At 72.6% G+C, this 19,462-nt stretch carries 12 protein-coding genes and 4 pseudogenes; 8 read left to right on the top strand and 8 right to left on the bottom strand.

From position 1 onward, the window contains the following. Positions 1-124 precede the first annotated feature (124 nt). Positions 125-1,033, top strand: coding sequence for a pirin family protein (locus tag ACY5KJ_RS06845; RefSeq protein ID WP_462203008.1), 909 nt, complete (start codon positions 125-127; stop codon positions 1,031-1,033). 72 nt (positions 1,034-1,105) lie between these two features. Here the strand turns inward: ACY5KJ_RS06845 and ACY5KJ_RS06840 are convergent, their stop codons facing one another. After that, entirely contained in the window at positions 1,106-1,540 is a 435-nt protein-coding gene (locus ACY5KJ_RS06840) for a DsbA family protein (RefSeq protein ID WP_462203007.1), read from the bottom strand. Between ACY5KJ_RS06840 and ACY5KJ_RS06835 the strand changes: the two genes are divergently transcribed. The 4 genes from ACY5KJ_RS06835 to ACY5KJ_RS06820 all read left to right on the top strand — a co-directional run bounded on the left by ACY5KJ_RS06835 (position 1,539) and on the right by ACY5KJ_RS06820 (position 5,122). Continuing rightward, positions 1,539-2,462, top strand: coding sequence for a LamB/YcsF family protein (locus tag ACY5KJ_RS06835; protein ID WP_462186024.1), 924 nt, complete (start codon positions 1,539-1,541; stop codon positions 2,460-2,462). The two genes, ACY5KJ_RS06840 and ACY5KJ_RS06835, sit on opposite strands and share 2 nt — an antisense overlap. A 10-nt stretch (positions 2,463-2,472) precedes the next feature. Then, complete coding sequence (locus tag ACY5KJ_RS06830; RefSeq protein ID WP_462186025.1) at positions 2,473-3,231, top strand: 5-oxoprolinase subunit B family protein; 759 nt, start codon at positions 2,473-2,475, stop codon at positions 3,229-3,231. 24 nt (positions 3,232-3,255) lie between these two features. Continuing rightward, positions 3,256-4,122 carry a 5-oxoprolinase subunit C family protein gene (locus tag ACY5KJ_RS06825; RefSeq protein WP_462203006.1) on the top strand — a complete coding sequence of 289 codons (867 nt, stop codon included), beginning with the start codon at positions 3,256-3,258 and terminating at the stop codon, positions 4,120-4,122. A gap of 76 nt (positions 4,123-4,198) precedes the next feature. Beyond that, positions 4,199-5,122, top strand: a complete 924-nt coding sequence (locus tag ACY5KJ_RS06820; RefSeq protein WP_462203005.1) for a CAP domain-containing protein — start codon at positions 4,199-4,201, stop codon at positions 5,120-5,122. A gap of 39 nt (positions 5,123-5,161) precedes the next feature. On the opposite strand, the gene ACY5KJ_RS06815 is transcribed toward ACY5KJ_RS06820, so the two are convergent. The 4 genes and pseudogenes from ACY5KJ_RS06815 to ACY5KJ_RS06800 form a co-directional block, all read right to left on the bottom strand. Beyond that, the gene (locus tag ACY5KJ_RS06815; RefSeq protein ID WP_462186028.1) at positions 5,162-5,833 is read right to left on the bottom strand and encodes a hypothetical protein; all 672 of its coding nucleotides are present in this window, start codon (positions 5,831-5,833) and stop codon (positions 5,162-5,164) included. Positions 5,834-6,119: 286 nt separating this feature from the next. After that, positions 6,120-6,233, bottom strand: a pseudogene (locus ACY5KJ_RS06810) (hypothetical protein); the annotation flags it as partial. Positions 6,234-6,249: 16 nt separating this feature from the next. Next, positions 6,250-6,549: pseudogene (locus ACY5KJ_RS06805) on the bottom strand (hypothetical protein); the annotation flags it as partial. Between the two features lie 190 nt (positions 6,550-6,739). Continuing rightward, a pseudogene (locus ACY5KJ_RS06800) lies at positions 6,740-6,820 on the bottom strand (sulfite oxidase-like oxidoreductase); the annotation flags it as partial. A gap of 213 nt (positions 6,821-7,033) precedes the next feature. Here ACY5KJ_RS06800 and ACY5KJ_RS06795 point away from each other — a divergent pair. Next, positions 7,034-7,972, top strand: coding sequence for a FadR/GntR family transcriptional regulator (locus ACY5KJ_RS06795; RefSeq protein WP_462186029.1), 939 nt, complete (start codon positions 7,034-7,036; stop codon positions 7,970-7,972). A 60-nt stretch (positions 7,973-8,032) separates the two neighbouring features. On the opposite strand, the gene cbiE is transcribed toward ACY5KJ_RS06795, so the two are convergent. Further along, positions 8,033-9,526: a precorrin-6y C5,15-methyltransferase (decarboxylating) subunit CbiE gene (cbiE, locus tag ACY5KJ_RS06790; protein WP_462186030.1), complete on the bottom strand. Its 1,494-nt coding sequence runs from the start codon at positions 9,524-9,526 to the stop codon at positions 8,033-8,035. A 916-nt stretch (positions 9,527-10,442) separates the two neighbouring features. Between cbiE and ACY5KJ_RS06785 the strand changes: the two genes are divergently transcribed. Further along, positions 10,443-16,571 (top strand): SDR family NAD(P)-dependent oxidoreductase, encoded by a 6,129-nt coding sequence (locus ACY5KJ_RS06785; RefSeq protein WP_462203004.1) that lies wholly within the window; start codon positions 10,443-10,445, stop codon positions 16,569-16,571. 261 nt (positions 16,572-16,832) lie between these two features. On the opposite strand, the pseudogene ACY5KJ_RS06780 reads toward ACY5KJ_RS06785, so the two are convergent. Together ACY5KJ_RS06780 and tnpA are read right to left on the bottom strand one after the other, a co-directional pair. Further along, a pseudogene (locus ACY5KJ_RS06780) lies at positions 16,833-17,560 on the bottom strand (RNA-guided endonuclease InsQ/TnpB family protein). After that, complete coding sequence (gene tnpA / locus ACY5KJ_RS06775; RefSeq protein WP_462186034.1) at positions 17,557-17,979, bottom strand: IS200/IS605 family transposase; 423 nt, start codon at positions 17,977-17,979, stop codon at positions 17,557-17,559. Before tnpA ends, ACY5KJ_RS06780 begins: the two are co-directional and overlap by 4 nt. A gap of 194 nt (positions 17,980-18,173) precedes the next feature. On the opposite strand from tnpA, the gene ACY5KJ_RS06770 reads away from it, so the two are divergent. Beyond that, a partial coding sequence (locus tag ACY5KJ_RS06770; RefSeq protein WP_462203003.1) for an acyl-CoA synthetase occupies positions 18,174-19,462 on the top strand: 1,289 nt, incomplete at its 3' end.

Below are 19,462 nucleotides of genomic sequence, written 5' to 3'. Positions count from 1 at the left end.
TCGGGTTGGAGTACTAACCGGCGGGTCATCTGCCTGGGCGGGACGCGAGCCGTGGAATGTCCGTGGCCCCGACGACGCTGGACTGCGCAGGCATCGTCCTGCCTACCGTGAAGGAGGGTTCACCATGAGGGCCACGCCGTCCTCCCCCGGGTCGTCCACCCCACCGACCGCGGTCCCTTCTACCGCCACACCCCCCTCCGCGGGTCCGCGCCCGCGGCCACAGCCACAGCCGCGGATCGACATTCGCCGGGCGGACGACAGAGCGGCGACGCGCGTCGGCTGGCTCGACTCCCACCATTCCTTCTCGTTCGGCCATCACTACGATCCGTCGAACACCCACCACGGTCTGCTGCTGGTGAACAACGACGACACGGTCGCTGCCGGGACCGGGTTCGAGACCCATCCGCACCGGGACATGGAGATCGTCACCTGGGTCCTGCGCGGATCGCTCGTGCACCAGGACTCCACCGGCCACTCCGGCGTCATCCACCCGGGACTCGCGCAGCGGATGAGCGCCGGTCGCGGGATCCTGCACTCGGAGAAGAACGACTCCTGGCGTCTCGACGGCGGCGGGGAGCCGCATGACGAGCCGGTGCATTTCGTCCAGATGTGGGTCGCACCGGACCGCCGGGGCATCGACCCCGGCTACGAGCAGCTGGAGATCGACGACGAGCTGCTACGCGGCGGCCTGGTACCGGTGGCGTCCGGGATGGCCAGGCACCGCGGGCAGAGCGCGATCACGATCAGAAACCGGTTCGCGGCCCTGTGCGCCGCCCGGCTCAGCCCCGGTCGGGACATCAGGCTTCCCGAGGCTCCCTACCTGCACCTGTTCGTGGCGCAGGGCGAGGTGACGCTGGAGGGGACGGGTGTGCTGCGCGCCGGGGACGCGGTCCGGTTCACCGCGACCGGCGGTCAGCGGGTCAGCGCCTCGGCTCCCACCGAGATCCTGGTCTGGGAGATGCACGCCGATCTGGCCGATCTGGCCGACCTGTCCGACCTGTCCGACCTGTCCGACCTGTCCGGTCTGGCATGATCGCGCGGCAGCCGAATTGTGGGGAGCCAGGCACGGTCCAGGGACCGCAGACCGTGCTCAGGTCCCCCAAATTCACCGGCCGACGGCCAGCCGGTCCTGATGGGCGAAGAGCTGGTCGTGCATCTCCCAGAACCGCCCGTGCGCCGCGGTAAGCGCGTAGGGATGGACGTCGAACACCGGGAAGTGCCGGAAGACCAGCCGGGCCTGCCCCTGCGAGGTCTCGGTGAACTCGTGCAGGACGGGAGCCGCCCGGGCGCAGTACGGGCATTCGAAGTCGGCATACTCGACGACGACGACCGGGGCGTCGGCCGGCCCGCGGGAATGGCGGAACGGGCCGATCGGCACCGCGGGAGCGGCGGTCCCGGTCAGGGTGGATCCGGCCAGGGTGGATCCGGCCAGGGTGGATCCGGCCAGGTCACGATTATGACCACCCCGTCGCGCCCCCACCCGCCACCGTGCCGACGGGGGCGGATCGCCAGTGCCGAGGTGGTGAACAATTGGCAGCATGGGCGACCAGCGAGATCCCGGCAGGCGGGAGCGACCTCGGCCGGACTGGGCGACCACCGGGGCGGCCGATCCGCCGAACCCGGCCGAGCCACCGCCTCCCGCCGGACAGGCACATCCCGCCAGACAGGCACATCCCGCCGCACCACCGCCTCCGGCGGATCCGCCGCGTCCCCTCGATCTCAACGCCGACCTTGGCGAGGGTTTCGGGGTCTGGCGCCTCACCGAGGATGAAGCCCTGCTCGACCTGGTCACCAGCGCCAACATCGCCTGCGGGTTCCACGCCGGTGACCCCGCGACAATGCGGCGGACGTGCGAGCAGGCGGTCCGCTGCGGAGTCCGCATCGGCGCCCAGGTCAGCTACCGCGACCTCGCCGGCTTCGGTCGCCGCCGCATCGACATGGACCCCGACGATCTACGTGACGACGTCCTCTATCAGCTCGGCGCGCTGGACGCCTTCGCCCGGACGGCCGGCGACCGGGTCCGCTACGTCAAGCCGCACGGCGCCCTCTACAACGCCATCGTCACCGACGAGGAGCAGGCGCAGGCCGTCGTCGAGGCCATCCGCTGCTACGACGCGACGCTGCCGGTCCTGGGCCTGCCCGGATCGGCGTGGTTGCAGCGCGCGAGCGAGGCCGGCCTGACCGCGGTCGGCGAGGCGTTCGCCGACCGCGCCTACACGGCCGCGGGCACTCTGGTCTCCCGGCGCACGGCCGACGCCGTCCTGCACGATCCCGACGTCGTCGTCGCGCGCGGCGTGCGGATGGCGGTCAAGGGCGTGGTCGTCAGCCGGCAGGGCACACCGGTGGACGTCGGCGCCCGCTCTCTCTGCGTGCACGGGGACACGGCGGGCGCGGTCGAGCTGGTCAGACGGCTACGCCAGGCCCTGCTCGACGCGGGTGTCCCCCTGATCCCGTTCAGCTGAGAGGATCGCGATGCGCATCCTGCCCTGCGGTGACGAGGCACTGCTCGTCGAGGTGGCCGGCCTGGCCGAGGCCGAGGCCCTCTACGCGCGGCTGCGGCGGATCGCCCCGGTCGGGATCATCCAACTGGTTCCCGCGGCGCGGACGGTGCTGGTCGCGTTCGATCCCGCGGCGACCGACGCCGGGCGCCTGAGCGCCGCCCTGCTGCGCGCCGCCGGGGCTCAGCCCGGCACGCCCGGTCCCACGCCGCAGACCGGTCCTGCGCCGCAGACCGGTCCTGCGCCGCAGACCGGTCCCGATCCCTCGTCCGGCCCCGGGCCGCAGGCCGGTCCCCCGCTTAACCGGGACGTCGTGACGATACCGGTGCGCTACGACGGCCCCGATCTGGCCGAGGTCGCCCGGCTCAGCGGACTGACTCCGACGCAGGTCGTGGACCGGCACGTACGTGGCGGGCGCCGGGTCGCGTTCTGTGGCTTCGCTCCCGGCTTCGCCTACATCGCGGGCCTCGACCCGGCGCTGCGCGTGCCACGCCGGGACAGCCCGCGCACCCGGGTCCCCGCGGGCGCGGTCGCCATCGCCGACGAGTTCAGCGGCATCTACCCGCGGACCTCGCCCGGCGGATGGCGGCTGATTGGCCATACCGACCTGCGGGTCTTCGATCCCGGCCGGGAGCCGCCCGCCGTGCTGGCCCCGGGCACGCGGGTGCGGTTCATCGCCATCACCATCGCCGACGCCATCGCCGACGCCGACGCTGCCCGGGCGGTGTCGTGATCGAAATATCATGATCAAGATTTCATGATCGAAATCGTCGCACCAGGCCCGTTCGCCACGGTCCAGGATCTCGGCCGGCCAGGGCTCGCGCACCTGGGCATCACCCGGTCCGGCGCTGCCGACCGTCGCAGTCTGTTGCTGGCGAACCGGCTCGTCGGCAACGTCGCGACCGCGGCGGCGGTCGAGCTCACCTACGGCGGCCTCATCGCACGGTTCACGGATCCGGCGCTGATCGCGCTGACCGGCGCGCCGTGCCCGCTGGAACTCGCCGGTCGCCAGATCAGCATGTACTCCCCGGTGGACGTGCCCGCCGGCGCGCTGCTGCGGATCGGGGCACCCGATCGGGGCCTGCGCACCTACCTCGGAATTCGCGGGGGGATCGGTGTCCCGCCGGTGCTCGGCTCACGATCGAGTGACACCCTCTCCGGGATCGGTCCGCAACCGCTGACCGCCGGTCGGCAGCTGCCGCCGGCGGCCGACAGCGCGGACCCGCCGACCGTCGACCTCGCCCCGCTCGCCCAGTACCCGGACGAACCGACCCTGCGGGTCCTCGCCGGCCCCCGCGACGACTGGTTCACCGCGGACGCGCTGCCCACGCTGTTCTCCGCGTCCTATGAGGTGACGGCCCAGAGCGACCGGGTCGGCGTGCGGCTCCTCGGGCCGGCGCCACGCCGCCGGATCACCGCGGAGCTACCCTCGGAGGCCGTCGTCACCGGGGGAATCCAGATCCCCCCGGACGGGCGGCCGGTCCTCTTCCTCGTCGACCATCCGGTCACCGGGGGTTATCCCATGCTGGGCGTCGTCGCGTCCGAGGATCTGCACCTGGCCGCGCAATGCCGGCCCGGCCAGCGCATCCGGTTCCGGCCTTACCACGGCTGGACCACAAGATGACAGGCGAGGAGCGCCACCCGCGAAATTCGTTATCTTTGCTCGTATTGCTCCCGGGGGGGAGACCCGAGGAGGCCTTATGGGTTCGGTTCGATTCACGACCGTCATCGCCGCCGCGTCCGTGGCCGCCCTCGCAGCGGCGCTCACCACGGCCTGCCAGGCGTTTCCCGCCGGCAAGGCAGCGTCGGCGACGCCGTCTACGGGAGCCCGGGCCGACCAGGAGATCACGATCGCCGCGACTCCCATCCCGCCGCACCCGTCCGGGGCGGCGCACACGGAGCTCACCGCGGGGTCGTTCGCCCAACCGACCACGCAGCCGCACCCGGAACCGGTCGCGGAGCCGGCGAGGACATCGCCGACGGCGTCGTCCGGCCTGTCCACGGCCACGGCCCCGCTACCGCCACGGACCGACGAACCGCCCGCGGGCCTGCCGGACGATGCCCGCCTGCCGGTTCCGGTGCAGGCGCCCCTCGTCGCACCGGGCACGAGCGTCGCACCGGGCACGAGCGCCCCCGCTCCGGCTTCGACGCGGACGCCGCCCGTCGCCCCGCCCCGGACCGGCACCGAGGCCGCCGAGGTGGTCCGGTTGACCAATATCGAGCGGGTCCGAGCGGACTGCGGCGCGCTGACGGTCGACGCCCGGCTGGCAGCCGCGGCGCAGGCGCACAGCGCCGACATGGCGGCGAACGGCTACTTCGGTTACACCGGCAGGGACGGTCGCGGCCTCGACAAGCGGCTGGCCGCCAACGGGTACACCGCCGATCTCATCGGGGAGAACATCGCCGCCAGATCGCTCACCGCGGCTCGGACCGTGCAGATGTGGATGGACAGCGCCGATCGGCGGACGACCATCCTCACCTGTGCCTTCACCGCCATCGGCGTGGGCTACGCCACCGGCGGCGCGTACGGCACCTACTGGACGCAGGACTTCGCCGGTGCCGACCCACGAAACCACTCCGGGTCGAGACGCTCAGCCCACCCTGAGGCGCACGGCCGGCCCTGAGACGCACGCTTCCCCTGTTCCCCCCGACGGATCCTTCCGTCAGTGGTGGCTGCGGCGCCGATGACGGCCGAACGCGCCCGTGCGTTCCTCGGCTCCCTCGGCCGGAGCACCCTCGGCCGGAACCGAGGCACTGAGGCGGTCGCTGGGATAGACCTCCGGCTCCGCCAGGGGGCCCGGGCGCATGGCCGCCTGCTCCCGGAGTTCCCGCTGACGGCGCGCCGCGGCCACGTCGCGCACCCCCCGCACGCTCAGCCGACCCCACGCGGTCGAACCGAGAAAGAGGATCACGGCGCCGAGGCCGTAGAAGAAACTGATCCAGACGAGCGCCTGCCGGGCGGACCCACCGACCGGCCGGCCGAGCGCGCCGAGGTCCCAGGGGCCCGCCAGCGTCGGGCCGACGACAAACCAGGCGCCGGCGACAATCGCGAGCCACGCACCCAGCGCGGCGGTGCCCCGAGTGGAGCTCATCAACAGCAGGAACCCACCGACGAACGCGGCGGCACCCGGCAGCACCTCCAACCAGAAACGGGCCGACGTCCAGGTCCAGGCGCTGTTCGGGGTGAAGGCGAAGTCGAAGTACGGCCCGATGAACGGAATCAGCGCCCCCCACACTCCCAAGAGCATCAGCAGCAGACCACTGACCGCACCCCGGCTGCGGGGAATGCGCCAGGCGCCCAACCAGGGGGAGTCGATGTCGGCGACGTGGGTCATCGGGAGCTCCTTCCGTGGCCAACGCCAGGAACGTGCCCCGCCCGGTGCCGATGAACCCTCGCCGGCGACCAGTCACCACCCGGCGCGCGGAAGAGCCGGGCGGTTTCCCGCCCGCGTCGACGATGACCGACTGGGCGCGGACCATCTCGGCCCGGATCTGCGCCGGTGTGCGATGACTGAACGGCTGGGCGCCTCCACGGGCGTTTACCGTCTCCGACGTACTGGCGGCGACGAGGTGCTTCAGGTTGACCGCGGCGTTGGCGTCACGGTCGATCATCAGCCCGCAGGACTGGCAGGCGAAGATACGGTCCGACAGGGTGAGGCTTGGGTTTCGCCCGCCACAGCCGGAACAGGTCTTCGAGCCCGGCCACGTGCAGGTCCTCGACGACCACGCCGTCATGGCTGGTCGTAAGCCTGGTCGTAAGCTTGCGCAGCCCGTCGCGGCGCTGGTAGGCGACGCGGGTATGGAGGCGACCGAGGGTGGCGGCGCGTCTACGGCGACCGGCACTGCCCGGCCGATCCGGGACAGCTTCACGTGCCGATCCCCAGCCGGCCCGTAGGCGCCGGTGGTGTAGCGGAACGAGTCGCGGGCCTTCCCGCGTTTCTTGAACCGGGGAAAGCCGCCCCGGCGGCCCTTCCGCGTGCCCGTGCGGGAGTCGGTGACGTTCTTCAACCCGCGGGCCAGCCGGTCCAGCCCGGCGCAGGACGTCGAGCATCCGCGGTGTCCACGCTGGATGCGGACCGTCGTCGATCGTCAGGCGACCGCGTCCGCGGGCGCTCCCCACCGGGACCGACAAATATCCCAGTAGACCATACATCGGAAATCACCGTTGAAAGCGAGACCAAGCCGACAAGAAGCCGTTCGGCCCGCAGACGTGACTACTCCGGAGGATGTTGATCGCCGCGTTCACGCAGGTACTGACCAGGAGGAAGGCGCGGGGGCGCGGACCGCCGACGGCCCTGAAAGCCCGGCGAGACGGTACCCATCGTGCACTCATCCCACGTCAGGCCCTACCACGTCAGGCCACGTCGGTGTCATGCCGTGGATCGGGCGCGCCCTTTCGCCAAGCATGATGTTGAGGCCACGATGTCGACAATCCGGACGAATCGCCGTCTTTTAACATAAATATGCCACACAGTCCACCGATATCCGACGATCATTAGGCAACGATCGACGCCCGCTGTGCAGGAGGACCGCTCATGGCATGGCCAGCCGCTCCGGCGGGAACCATCCCGGGCACGTCCGTCGCCGGGGCATCCACCACGGAGGCCACCCCGGACCCGGAGCCCCCGGTCTCGCCCGCCCACGTCCCGGCCGCCCCGGTCTCGGCCACGCCGGGTTCGGCCGCCGCGTCCCCGGTCGGCCAGCGGGTGCGGGTACCCAAGACCGCGGAACTCGTCGCCAGCCAGCTGCGGCGGCGGATCATCCGCGGCGAGCTCAGCGAGGGTGACGCCCTACCGCCCGAACCCACGCTGATGGCGCAGTTCGGGGTCTCGCGCCCCACCCTGCGCGAGGCGTTCCGGGTGCTGGAGGCGGAGGCGCTAATCTTCGTGCGGCGCGGGGCCCACGGCGGCGCGCGGGTCCACACCCCGAGCCCCGAGGTCGCCGCGCGCTACGCCGGTCTCGTCCTCGAACACCGCGGCGCCGCCCTGGGCGACGTCCACCAGGCCTGTGCCGTCATCGAGCCGCCGTGCGCGGCGCTGCTCGCCGAACGGCGTGATCCCGCCGACGTCGCCCGGCTACGCCAGCTCCTCCACGAGGGTGACGAGGCCGCCGACCATCCCGTCGCGCTCGCCTCGGCCCAGGCCGCCTTTCACCTGGCCGTGGTGGAGCTGACCGGAAACAAGACACTGACCGTGATCACCGGGATGCTCCAGCATCTCGTGGAGCTCACGAACAGCCACGGCGGTCGCCCCGGTGCCGACAACCGTCCGGAGGAGACCAGTCTCGCCGCGGTCGCCACCGATGACCGATCGTCCGCCCGTGCGACCCGCCGGATACACGCCACGCTCATCGACCTCATCGAGGCCGGCGACACACAGGGCGCCGCCGATCTCTGGCACCGGCACCTCGCCGCCCCCGACCACGCGATCCCCGGCGGTCCGGCCGACCGGTGCGTGCTGGACCTGCTCAGCTGAATCGAACTGCTGAATCAAACTGTGGAGGGTTGGTCACGGCTTCCAGGCCGCCGGCCGTGCTTAACCCTCCACATTTTCGACGGATCGACGGACCGACGGATGGTGGGCGGCGGGCCACACCGTCCACTGGGTCACCGGCCTCGCCGGGCGCCATCCGGTGAAGCCACCGATCGGGACCGCCCGACTCACTGACAACCGGACCAAATCACCGCCCAGGCGGGCGTGCCAGGAGACGAGGAGCGCCTCGGACTCGAGGGTGACGGCGTTGGCGACGAGCCGGCCACGTCCGCCCAGCGCCGCCCAGCAGGCGTCGAGCAGCCCGGGGGTCGTAAGGCCGCCCCCGATGAAGACGGCATCCGGCGCCGGCAGCCCGGCCAGGGCCTCGGGCGCCCGGCCGGGCACGATCCGCAGCGCCGGCACGCCGAGAGCCGTGGCATTGCGCCGGATCCGGTCGGCGCGCTCCGCCCGCGGCTCGATCGCGATCGCACGACAGGTGCCATGGGTGCGCATCCACTCGATCGCGATGCTGCCCGAACCCGATCCGACGTCCCACAGCAGTTCGCCCGGGACCGGTCCGAGCCGGGCCAGGGTCACCGCCCGGATCTCCCGCCTGGTGAGCTGACCGTCGTGCTCGAACGCGTCATCAGGCAAGCCCGGCGTCCGCGGGCGGCGCGGGGCGGACGGCGTGGGCACCGGCTCGACAGCGACGACGTTGAGGTCCGCCGGCTCGCGCAACGGCACCTGCGGCACGGCCGACCCCGGCGGCACGACCGACCCTTGCGGCACGACCGAGGCGGCCCCGCCCGGGTGCTCCACGGCGGCCCAGGCCCGGGCACCGGCCTCGACCCAGGCGGAGGCGGGGGCGCTCTGGCGCGCCTCGTCCGGCCCCCCGAGCCGGTCGAGAACCGTCAGCAGGCTCTCGCCGTACCCGCGCCCGACGAGCAGGGTGGCGAGCTCGACGGGCGTGGCCCGGTCGGAGCTGAGGACGAGCAGCCGTCGACGCGGCGCCAGTGCGGCCTGCACCTGCGCGAGGGGGCGCCCAACCGCGCTCACCACGTCGACGTCGTCCACGGCCCACCCGAGCCGCGCGCAAGCCAGGGAGAGCGACGAAGGATGGGGCAGGACCCGCACCCGGTGCGCTCCCAGCAGCCGGACCAGAGTGGTGCCGATCCCGAAGAACATCGGATCACCACTCGCGAGAACACAGAGCTCACCCCGCCCCGCCTGACCGCCGGTGCCGGCGTGCCCGGCCAGCAGGCGGGGCAGGGCCGGCAGCAGCGGGGACGGCCACGGCACCCGCCGGCCTCCGACGGGCTGGCCGTCGATCCTTTCGGGCACGAGGGCAAGCTGGCGATCGGCGCCGAACAGCACGGCCGCCCCGCGCACCACCTCACGGGCCGTCGGCGCCAGCCCCGCCCAGCCGTCGGCCCCGATACCTACCACGGTGACGCGCACAGCGGAGGGGATTGAGTCGGCACCGATGTCGGCGGAGCTCACCGGCCCGGGGGACCCGAATCTGGTGACGTCACCGGATCCGGGCGCGGTCGCCGACATGGCGGCAGTATCAGACACAACAGGCGAGCGTAGCGCGTCGGTCAGGAGGATCAAGAATAGCTGTGCGCCGCGTCCGGACAGACCTGGTCGGCGACCTCCGCCACCTGCCGCGCAACCGCGTCCCACCGAGCCGCGGCGGGTCGCGGGTATATCAGCCGCCGCCGGGCACGGAGGCCGCCGACGGCCAGGGGATGGAAAATCACCACCGTATCGGGTAGCAATTCCTGGTGAAATGCGATCCCCGACACGTTGCACGCCGGCTCCGCGATCGGTGTGGCCTTCGAAGTCCGGATCGCAGACGGACCCAGGAACAGGAAGAGCAGACATCTGTACGCCAAGGTACCAGGATCGCTCCGAGACCTGCGCATAGGATGGCCGGGTAAATTCTCACATGGCCCGATCGCGCCAGGACGTTTGAAGCCCAAACGCAGCATCGGGCACCATGGGGACGTAATGAAGTAACAAATACGTGATCGAGAACATCATCGCAGGTCACAGGCCTGTGGAGGGTTCGAAACGCGCAAGTTATTTCATTTCGACTCCCATGGCGTTCATGCTTATTCACACGTGACCGACGACACGCACCCCCGGCCGGCATGGTCGTACCCTGAGAAGATGGGGACGTCGCACTCTCGACGGAGAGCGGACGGCTCCGCGACCCGACTCCTCGCCGGTTGCCTGAGCCCTACCCTTCCGCGTCCAGAGGAGATATTCCAAGTCGTTCTCGGCTCCAGCTTTCCGGGATTTTGTCCCACTCCGTACCGAGCGCTAACGGCTGGCCCTAACTTTGATCCGTGGCGGCCTTCTTCGTTGTCCGTCGACCCGTCGCCGAAACGGACGAAGGCGAACGCCCGGCGACGGACGCGGCTGTCGCCGACGCGTCGTTTCCTCATTGAATAGGACGCTGGGAGTTTGCATGCGCGATACGCGCGAAATCCAGGCACGATCGCCGCGCGGCACCGGTGGTGGGGCGAGCGAGGCGTGGCGTCTCCGGCTGGCCGGCCGATCGGAGGCGGCCCAGTGCGAGCTCCTGCTGGACCTGATAGCCGGCCGGGTCGCCGTGCTGACCGAGCGCAGCGGCGACGCGGCCATCCTCGGCCGGGAATCCTCCTGGCGTGGTCTCGGGGTGTACCGCGGCATCGCCGAGCGGCTGCGGGACGAACTGTCCGCGGCGACGGGTCTGCGCCTGCCCGCCACGCTGTTGTTCGACCGGCCATCCCCCGAGGCCCTCGCCGGCCATCTGCGCCGTGAGTTGCTGGGTATCGACGAGCCCGCCGCGACCACCGCCGTTCCCGCGGCCGTTCCCGCGGCCATCGCCGTTCCCGCCACCGGCGAGGTCGGCTCGGAGTCGTTCCGGGGCCATGATCCCGTCGTCATCATCGGCATGGCCTGCCGGCTGCCCGGCGGCACCGACTCACCAGAAGCCCTGTGGGACCTGGTACGAGAGGGCCGGGATGCCGTCGGCGGCCTGCCCGACGACCGGGGCTGGGACCTCGACGCGCTCTACGATTCTGATCCCGATCAGCCTGGCACCGCCTACACCCGCCATGGCGGGTTCCTGCCCGGCATCGCGCTGTTCGACCCGGGATTCTTCGGTATCGGTCCACGCGAGGCGCAGGCCGTGGACCCGCAGCAGCGGCTGATGCTGGAGATCTCCTGGGAGGTTCTGGAGCACGCGGGCCTCGACCCACGGTCGCTGCGGGGCAGCCGGACCGGCGTCTTCACCGGGGTGTCGCTGCAGGACTATGGCCCCGCCTGGCATGCGGCGCCCGCCGAAGCCCAGGGACAGCTGCTCACCGGCAACGCCTCCGGCGTGATCGCCGGCCGCGTCTCCTACACGCTCGGCCTGGAAGGGCCCGCGTTGACCATCGACACCCAGTGTTCCTCGTCTCTGGTGGCGGTGCATCTGGCCGGCCAGGCGCTGCGGGCCGGCGAATGCGACCTCGCCCTGGCCGGTGGGGTGACCGTGATGTCGACCCCAGGGATCCTGGTGGAGTTCAGCCGCAAGCGGGGCCTGGCGCCGGACGGGCGGTGCAAGGCGTTCTCCGCCAACGCCGACGGCACCGGCTGGGCCGACGGCGCGGGCGTGCTGCTGCTGGAACGGCTCTCCGACGCCCGCCGTAACGGCCATCACGTCCTCGCGGTCCTGCGTGGCACCGCGATCAACCAGGACGGCGCCAGCAACGGGATGACCGCGCCGAACGGCCTGTCCCAGCAGCGCCTGATCCGCCAGGCGCTGGCCAACGCGGGGCTGCGCGCCGCCGACGTCGACGCGGTGGAGGCGCACGGCACCGGCACGACGCTCGGTGACCCGATCGAGGCCCGGGCCGTCATCGCCACCTACGGCCAGGACCGTGCGGCGCGGCGGCCCGTCTACCTCGGGTCCCTGAAGTCGAACATCGGCCACACCCAGGCCGCCGCCGGCGTCGCCGGGATCATCAAGATGGTGCAGGCGATGCGGCACGGCGTCCTGCCGCGGACCCTGCACGTGCGCGAGGCGTCCCCGCACGTGGACTGGTCGGCGGGCGACGTCGCCCTGCTCACCGGGAACGTCCCCTGGCAGCGCCAGGATGGCCGGCCGCGACGGGCGGCAGTGTCAGCGTTCGGGGTAAGCGGCACCAACGCTCATGCCGTGCTCGAGGAAGCACCGCCCGGGCCGGGAACGGACGCCGTGGGTGCGGACCGCGCCGGGGAGAACCCGGCGAGCGCCCCGGTGCCTGTCGTCCTGTCCGGCCGCGGCGACGCGGCGCTACGTTCGGCGGCCGCCCGGCTCGGCACGCACCTGGAGCGCCATCCCGAGATCTCCCCCCTGGACGCGGGATACACCCTGGCGGGTCGCACCCACTTCGAGCACCGCGCCGTCGCCGTCGTCCGCGGATCGGCGGCGTGCAGCAGCGGCACGCACCTGGCCGGGACCGGGACCCTGACCGGGATCCTGGCTGCTCTGGCCGAGGCCCGCCCCACCGCCGGGCTGGTCCTGGGCACGGTCCGACCGGCGCTGAGCCGAAGCGGAACCGCCCGGGGCGCAACCGCCTTCCTGTTCACCGGGCAGGGCAGCCAACGCCCCGGGATGGGCCGCGAACTCCATGCGGCCTACCCGGCCTTCGCCGACGCCCTCGACGACGTCTGTGCCCACTTCGCGCCGCATCTCGAATACCCACTGCGCGACGTCATGTTCGCCCCCGCCGGTTCCCCGGGCGCGGCGGCGCTCGACCGCACCGAGTACACCCAGCCCGCGCTGTTCGCCTTCGAGACCGCGCTGTTCCGGCTCCTCGAATCCTGGGGTCTCGCCCCGGGGATCCTCGCCGGGCACTCCATCGGCGAGCTCACCGCCGCCCACGGCGCCGGAGTGTGGGCCCTCGACGACGCCTGCGCTCTCGTCGCGGCCCGCGGCCGGCTCATGCAGGCCTGCCGCGCCGGCGGAGCCATGACCGCCATCCGCGCCGGCGAGGCGGAGGTCGCCGAGTCCCTCGCCGGGCTCGCCGGGCGGGTCGAGATCGCCACCGTCAACGGCCCGAGCGCCACCGTCATCGCCGGCGACGCCGACCTCGTCGAGCGCGTCGCCGTCGGCTGGGCCGAACGCGGCCGCGCCATCAGGCGGCTGACGGTCAGCCACGCTTTTCACTCCCCGCACATGGACGACATGCTCGACCGGTTCCGAGCCGTCGCCGAGAAGATCATCTACTCCCCGCCGGCCATCCCCGTCGTCTCCACCCGGACCGGCGACCTCGGCCTCCAGGCCGGGCTCACCACCCCCGACCACTGGGTACGCCACGTCCGCGAACCCGTCCGCTTCCTCGACGCCGCCCGTCGCCTGCACCGCGAAGGCGCCGTCGCCTACCTCGAACTCGGCCCCGACGCCGTCCTGACCGCGCTCCTGCCGGCCTGCCTAGCCGCCGACGCCCAGAGCACCGAGAGTACCCAGAGCACCCGGGACGCCCAGAACACCCGCGACGCCCGCGACACGGTGGCCGCGGCGGCGTCCCGTGCCGGCCGCCCCGAACCCGACACCCTCCTCACTGCCCTGGCCGAACTGCACGTCCACGGCGTCGACGTCGACTGGCGCGCCCTGTACCGAGGACGCGGCGCCCGGCACCGGGAGCTGCCCACCTACCCGTTCCAGCGCAGGCGCTACTGGCTCGACGGGACCACCGCCGTCCCCGCGCCCCGTAGCCCGACCGTCGGGACGGCCCGCGCGGCGGGCCCGGACGGCTGGTCCTACCGCACCGAGTGGCGGCCCCTGGACTCCGCGGACGTCACCACCGCCGTGACGGCCCAGGCCATCGCGGCGCCACCGCTGTCCGGCGTGTGGCCGGTGCTGACCCCGGCCGCCGGCGTTGACGAGGACATGCTCTCCCGCCTCTGCTGGATCATCGAACGCCTCGGCGGCACGGCCGTCACCCTCACCCTCACCGGCGACGACGCCGACCGCGCCCAGGTCGCGGCGCTGCTGTCGAACGCCGTACTGCTGTCGAACGCCATGCCGCCGTCGGGCGGCGGCCTCGCCGGGAAGAAGATCGGGAAGAAGACGGTGCAGGCGGTACGCGGCGTCCTGTCCCTGCTCGCCCTCGACGACACGCCGCACCGCATCCATCCGGCACTGACCACCGGGCTCGCCCTCACCGTCCCGCTCGTCCAGGCGCTGCACGACCTCGACGTGCCCGCACCGCTGTGGTGCGTCACCCGCGGCGCGGTCACCACCGGTCCCGACGACCCCGTCACCGCCCCGGACCAGGCCATGATGTGGGGACTCGGCCGCACCCTCGCTCTGGAGGACCCCGGCACCTGGGGCGGTCTGATCGACATCCCGACCGACCTCGACGATCAGACGCTGGCGTGGTTCGGCTCCGCCCTCACCGCCCCCGGTGGCGAGGACCAGCTCGCCGCCCGTGCCACCGGGCTGTTGGTACCCCGCCTCGTCAGGGCCGACACCGTCCTACCAGCCGACACCGTCCCACCAGCGTGGCGGCCCCACGGCACGGTCCTGATCACCGGTGGCACCGGCGCCCTCGGCGCGCATGCCGCCCGCCGGCTCGCCCGCGACGGTGCGCGCCGGATCGTCCTCGTCAGCCGCCGTGGCCCCGCGGCTCCGGGGGCGGAGGAACTACGCGCCGAACTCGCCGCCCTCAGCGCCGAGGCGATCATCGAGGCCTGCGACGTGGGAGAGCACGAACAGCTCGCCGCTCTGCTGCGGAGACTGGCCAAGGCGGGCCGGCCGGTGTCCGCCGTCGTACACGCGGCCGGTGTCATGGGACAGGTGACCGCCCTGCACAAACTCGATCTCGGGGAGTTCGCGGAGGTCGTGGCCGGGAAGGTCGCCGGCGCCGCCGGCCTCGACCGGCTACTCGACGGGATCGACGGGATCGACGGGATCGACGGGATCGACGGCACCAGGCTGGAGGCCTTCGTCCTGTTCTCGTCGGTGTCGGCGACCTGGGGCAGTGGCGGCCAGTCCGCCTACAGCGCGGGCAACGCCTACCTCGACGCCCTCGCCGCGCGGCGGCGCGCGCTCGGTCTCGCCGCCACCTCTGTCGCATTCGGCCCGTGGGCCGACGCCGGAATGGGCGCCGAGGCCACGTTCCGTGACTACCTGGGCCGCCGTGGCCTGACCCCGCTGCCCCCCGACGCAGCGGTCACCGCGCTCACCCGGGCGGTCGCGGGCGGGCAGGCCGCGCTCACCATCGCCGACGTCGACTGGGATCGCTTCCTCCCACCCTTCACCGCCGCCCGCCCTGGGCATTTCTTCGACGATCTATGGAGCCGGTCCACGACGGCCGGACCCGAGGGGGACGCCGAGCCGACCGGCACCGACGCGCCCCCCGCCCGAGTGGACTACGGGACGCTGCCCGGGCCCGCCCGCGCCCGCGCGCTGTTCGACCTCGTGCGGGCGGAGGCCGCGGCCATCCTCGGGCACCCGTCGCCCGACGACGTGGACCCGCAGCGCCGCTTCCTCGAACTCGGCTTCGACTCACTGGCCTCGGTGCAGCTCAGCCGCCGACTGGCCGCCGCCACCGGCCTCACCCTGGCCACGCCCGTTGTCTTCGAGCATCCGACGGTCTGCGAGCTCACCCGCCATCTCGACGCCCTCGCCACCCTCGCCACCCAGCGGCACCCGGACATCGTGCCCGGCAGGCCCCCCGCGCGGGCCGGGACGCAGGTCGCGCCGATCGGCGTGCGCGAGCTGTACCGACAGGCGTGCACGGACGGCAAGTTCGCCGAGGGCGTCGGTGTCCTGCGGGCCGTCGCCCGGCTCAGGCCCGTCTTCCGCACCGTCGAGGCCTTCGGCGCGCCCGCCGCGCCGGTGAGACTCGCCTCGGGTCCGGCCAGGCCCACCATCGTCTGCCTGCCCTCGATGGTCGCCCCGTCGGGACCGCACAACTTCGCCCGCCTTGCCCTGCACCTGCATGGCCGGCGGGACGTGTACGCGCTGCCGCATCCCGGATTCGGCGACGGGGAGCTGCTTCCGGCCACCGCGGATCTCGTCGTTGACCTGCATGCCGAGACCATCGCCCGGGCGTTCGACGAGATCCCCATCGTGCTCGCGGGTTACTCCTCGGGCGGCTGGCTGGCACATGCGATCGCGGCCCGGCTGGAGGCCCGCGGGATCCGCCCCGGGGCGGTGGTGCTGCTCGACACGTGGCTACCCGGGGACCGCATCCCCGAGGGCGACATCCAGGAGGAGCTTCGCGGCGTCGCCCTCAACGACCAGGCCTTCGCGCTGATGACGGAGGCACAGGTCACCGCGCAGGGCGCCTACCTGGACCTGTTCGAGGGCTGGCGGCCGACCACCGTCGACGCGCCGGTCGTCCTCGTCCGGGCGATGGAGCGCATGCCCCAGCAGGCGGTCGCCGAGAACCCTGACGGGGATGGCCAAGCCTGGGTGACCGACTGGGTGATGGAGCACGAAAGGCTCGACGCCGCCGGCAATCACCAGACGATGATGAACGAACACGCCGCCTCCACCGCCGCAGTCCTCCACCAGTGGCTTGCAGAACTGGGCCGGCCCACGGAACCGGACCGGCCCACGGAACTGGAGCGGCGCTGATGCGGTGACCGGTCTACCCCCGGGGCCATCGGGTCACCGGACCTCGGGTCACAAGGCGGCCAGCGCCGGCCTGAGGACGCGTTCGTAGAAGTCGCAGAAGCCGCCCTGATCTGGACCGATCTGGAGCAGGGCGACTTCGGTGAACCCGGCGTCGGCGAACCGCCGGACCCCCGCGACGAACGGCTCCGGGTCGGGCCCGTGCGGGATCTTCGGGGCGAGATCCTCCGCGTGACTACTCCGACGTCTAAAGGCGCCGGCTTCTCAGGCGGCTTGCGCTGCCTGAAGGGCCAGCCCGGCCCTGAGGATGTTGGTAGCCGCGTTGACGTCGGCGTGCGCGCTGTGGCCGCATGCCTGACAGACAAACGCGGCCTGTGTTCTGCGGTTCCCGGCGGCGCAGTGGCCACATTCGGCGCAGGTACGGGACGTATTGGCGGGTGGCGCCCCGACGACGGCCCGTCCGGCGCTTTCAGCCTTGGCGTGCAGCACGGTGAGGAACACCCCCCATCCCGCATCGAGGATGCTCTTGTTCAGCCCCGTCTTGGCGGCCTGCCCGTTCGACAGGAAGACACCGGGCGTCTCCGGGTCGGGCCTGGGCATGACCCGGCGGGTCATGCCCTTGATGTTCAGGTTCTCCACGGCGATCAGGTCGTGGTCGCGGACCAGCCCGAGCGCGGTCTTGTGGGCGAGGTCGAGACGCTGCCGGACGACGGCGCAGTGTTGCGCCGCGACCCGCGCGACGGCCTTGCGGCGCCGCTTCGAGCCGCGCTGCTTGCGGGACAGGTCCCGCTGCGCGGCGGCCAGCCTGCCCGCCGCCCGCCCGGCGAACCGGGGATTGCCGTAGCGGACCGTCGTCCGGCTCGGATGCCGGTAGGCGTCGCGGCGTTCCTGAAGGGCGGCGTTGTAGAGCGCCCGGTGGTCGTCGAGCATCGCGCCCAAGGCGGCTGTCTGGTGGCCGGTCGGGCGGAGTGGAACCTGAAGGTCCGTCTCACCGGGCGGCTACCGGCCGCCACGGCCGTTCGTTCTGCGTGTCGATGTACCGCCGGACCGTGTCGGCGGAGACCGCGCCGACAGTGGCGACGAAGTACGACCGCGACCACAGGGTGGGCAGCCGGGACCGCAGGTGCGCGAACTCGGCGCGCAGCACGTGGGACGTGAAGCCCTTCACCTGGTTGGCGATGTACGACGGGGCGTGCTTTGGATGAGCCTTCACGAACAGGTGCACGTGGTCAGGTGCGATCTCCAGCGCGACGACCGGCCAGTCGTGCTCGGCGCACTTCTCGCGCAGCAGCGCGTCCAGCCGGTCACGGACCGGGCCGACGAGTACCGGCCTGCGATATTTGGGGCACCAGACGACGTGATAGCCAAGGTCGTAGGCCCCGCCCGCGCCCGTCGTCACCCACCGCCCCACGCCACCGACTATATCAGCATGGCCGGCATAACCGTTACAGTCCGTACCGGATTCCCCTGTCGCCTGAAAGCGACACTCCCCCCGGAGGCGACTGGTGGTTCGATGCTCCGGCTGTGAATCGACGCGCACAGCACCTCGGCGGCGGTCTGGGCGGAGCTGAGCGTCGACGGGTTCAGCCATGGGATTATGACGGAGTGACGCTGTTCCCACTGCCAGCCGTCGAGCACGACGGCCCCGCCGTCCAGGTCGGGGAGGTCGAGTTCACCCGCGCCGAGCTCTTCGCGGCCGCGTCCGTCGTCGCCGGTCGGGTGGCCGGCGCGCCGGCGGTGGCCGTGCACGCCGAGGCGACGATGGCCACCGTCCTCTCGGTCGTCGGCTGCCTGCTCGCCGGGGTGCCGGCGGTACCCGTGCCGCCCGACTCCGGGCCGCGTGAACGCGGTCACATCCTGCGCGACTCGGGCGCCGCCCTGCTGCTCGGCAGCCCCGCCTGGGACGACCTCACGATCCCCACCGTGCCGGTCGATCTCACCGCACGGTCGGGGGCTGCCGGGTCCGGGTCCGGGGGGACCGGACCGGCGCTCATCCTCTACACCTCCGGGACGACCGGAGCCCCCAAAGGCGTGGTGCTGTCCGCCCCGGCCATCGCCGCCGATCTGGACGCCCTCGCCGACGCCTGGGCCTGGACGCCCGAGGACACGCTCGTGCACGGACTGCCGCTGTTCCACGTCCACGGCCTGGTCCTGGGTGTGCTCGGGGCGCTGCGGGCCGGCAGCCGGTTGATCCACACCGTCCGCCCGACCCCGACGGCGTACGCGGCGGCCGGGGGGACCCTGTACTTCGGCGTGCCGACCGTGTGGTCCCGGGTCTGCGACGATCCGACCACCGCCCGCGCCCTGGCCTCGGCCCGGCTGCTCGTCTCGGGCAGTGCCCCCCTGCCGATGCCGGTGATCGACCGGCTCGCCGGCCTCACCGGCCTCGCCCCGATCGAACGGTACGGGATGACCGAGACGTTGATCACCATCAGCGCCCGAGCGGACGGGGAGCGCCGGGCGGGCTGGGTCGGCACCACCCTGCCGGGAGTGCGGACCCGGCTCGTGGACGACGAGACGGGGGCCGAGCTGCCCGCGGACGGGGAGAGCATCGGCGAGCTGCAGGTCCGCGGTTCCACCCTGTTCGACGGGTACCTGGGGCGCCCGGAGGTCACCGCCGCGTCGTTCACCGCGGACGGCTGGTTCCGCACCGGCGACGCCGCGGTCGTCGCCCCGGACGGCCACCACCGAATCGTCGGGCGCCGATCCACCGACCTCATCAAGAGCGGCGGTTACCGGGTGGGCGCGGGCGAGGTCGAGGCCGTGCTGCTGGCCCACCCGGCCGTGCGCGAGGCCGCCGTCGTCGGGCTGCCGGACGACGACCTCGGGCAGCGCATCGCCGCCTTCGTCGTCGCCCCCGGCCTGGCCGGTGCGGCGGGCGGGATACCGGGCGG

The sequence above is a fragment of the Frankia sp. CcWB3 genome (genome assembly GCF_977927595.1).
This window is presented reverse-complemented; position numbering and strand designations above follow the sequence as displayed.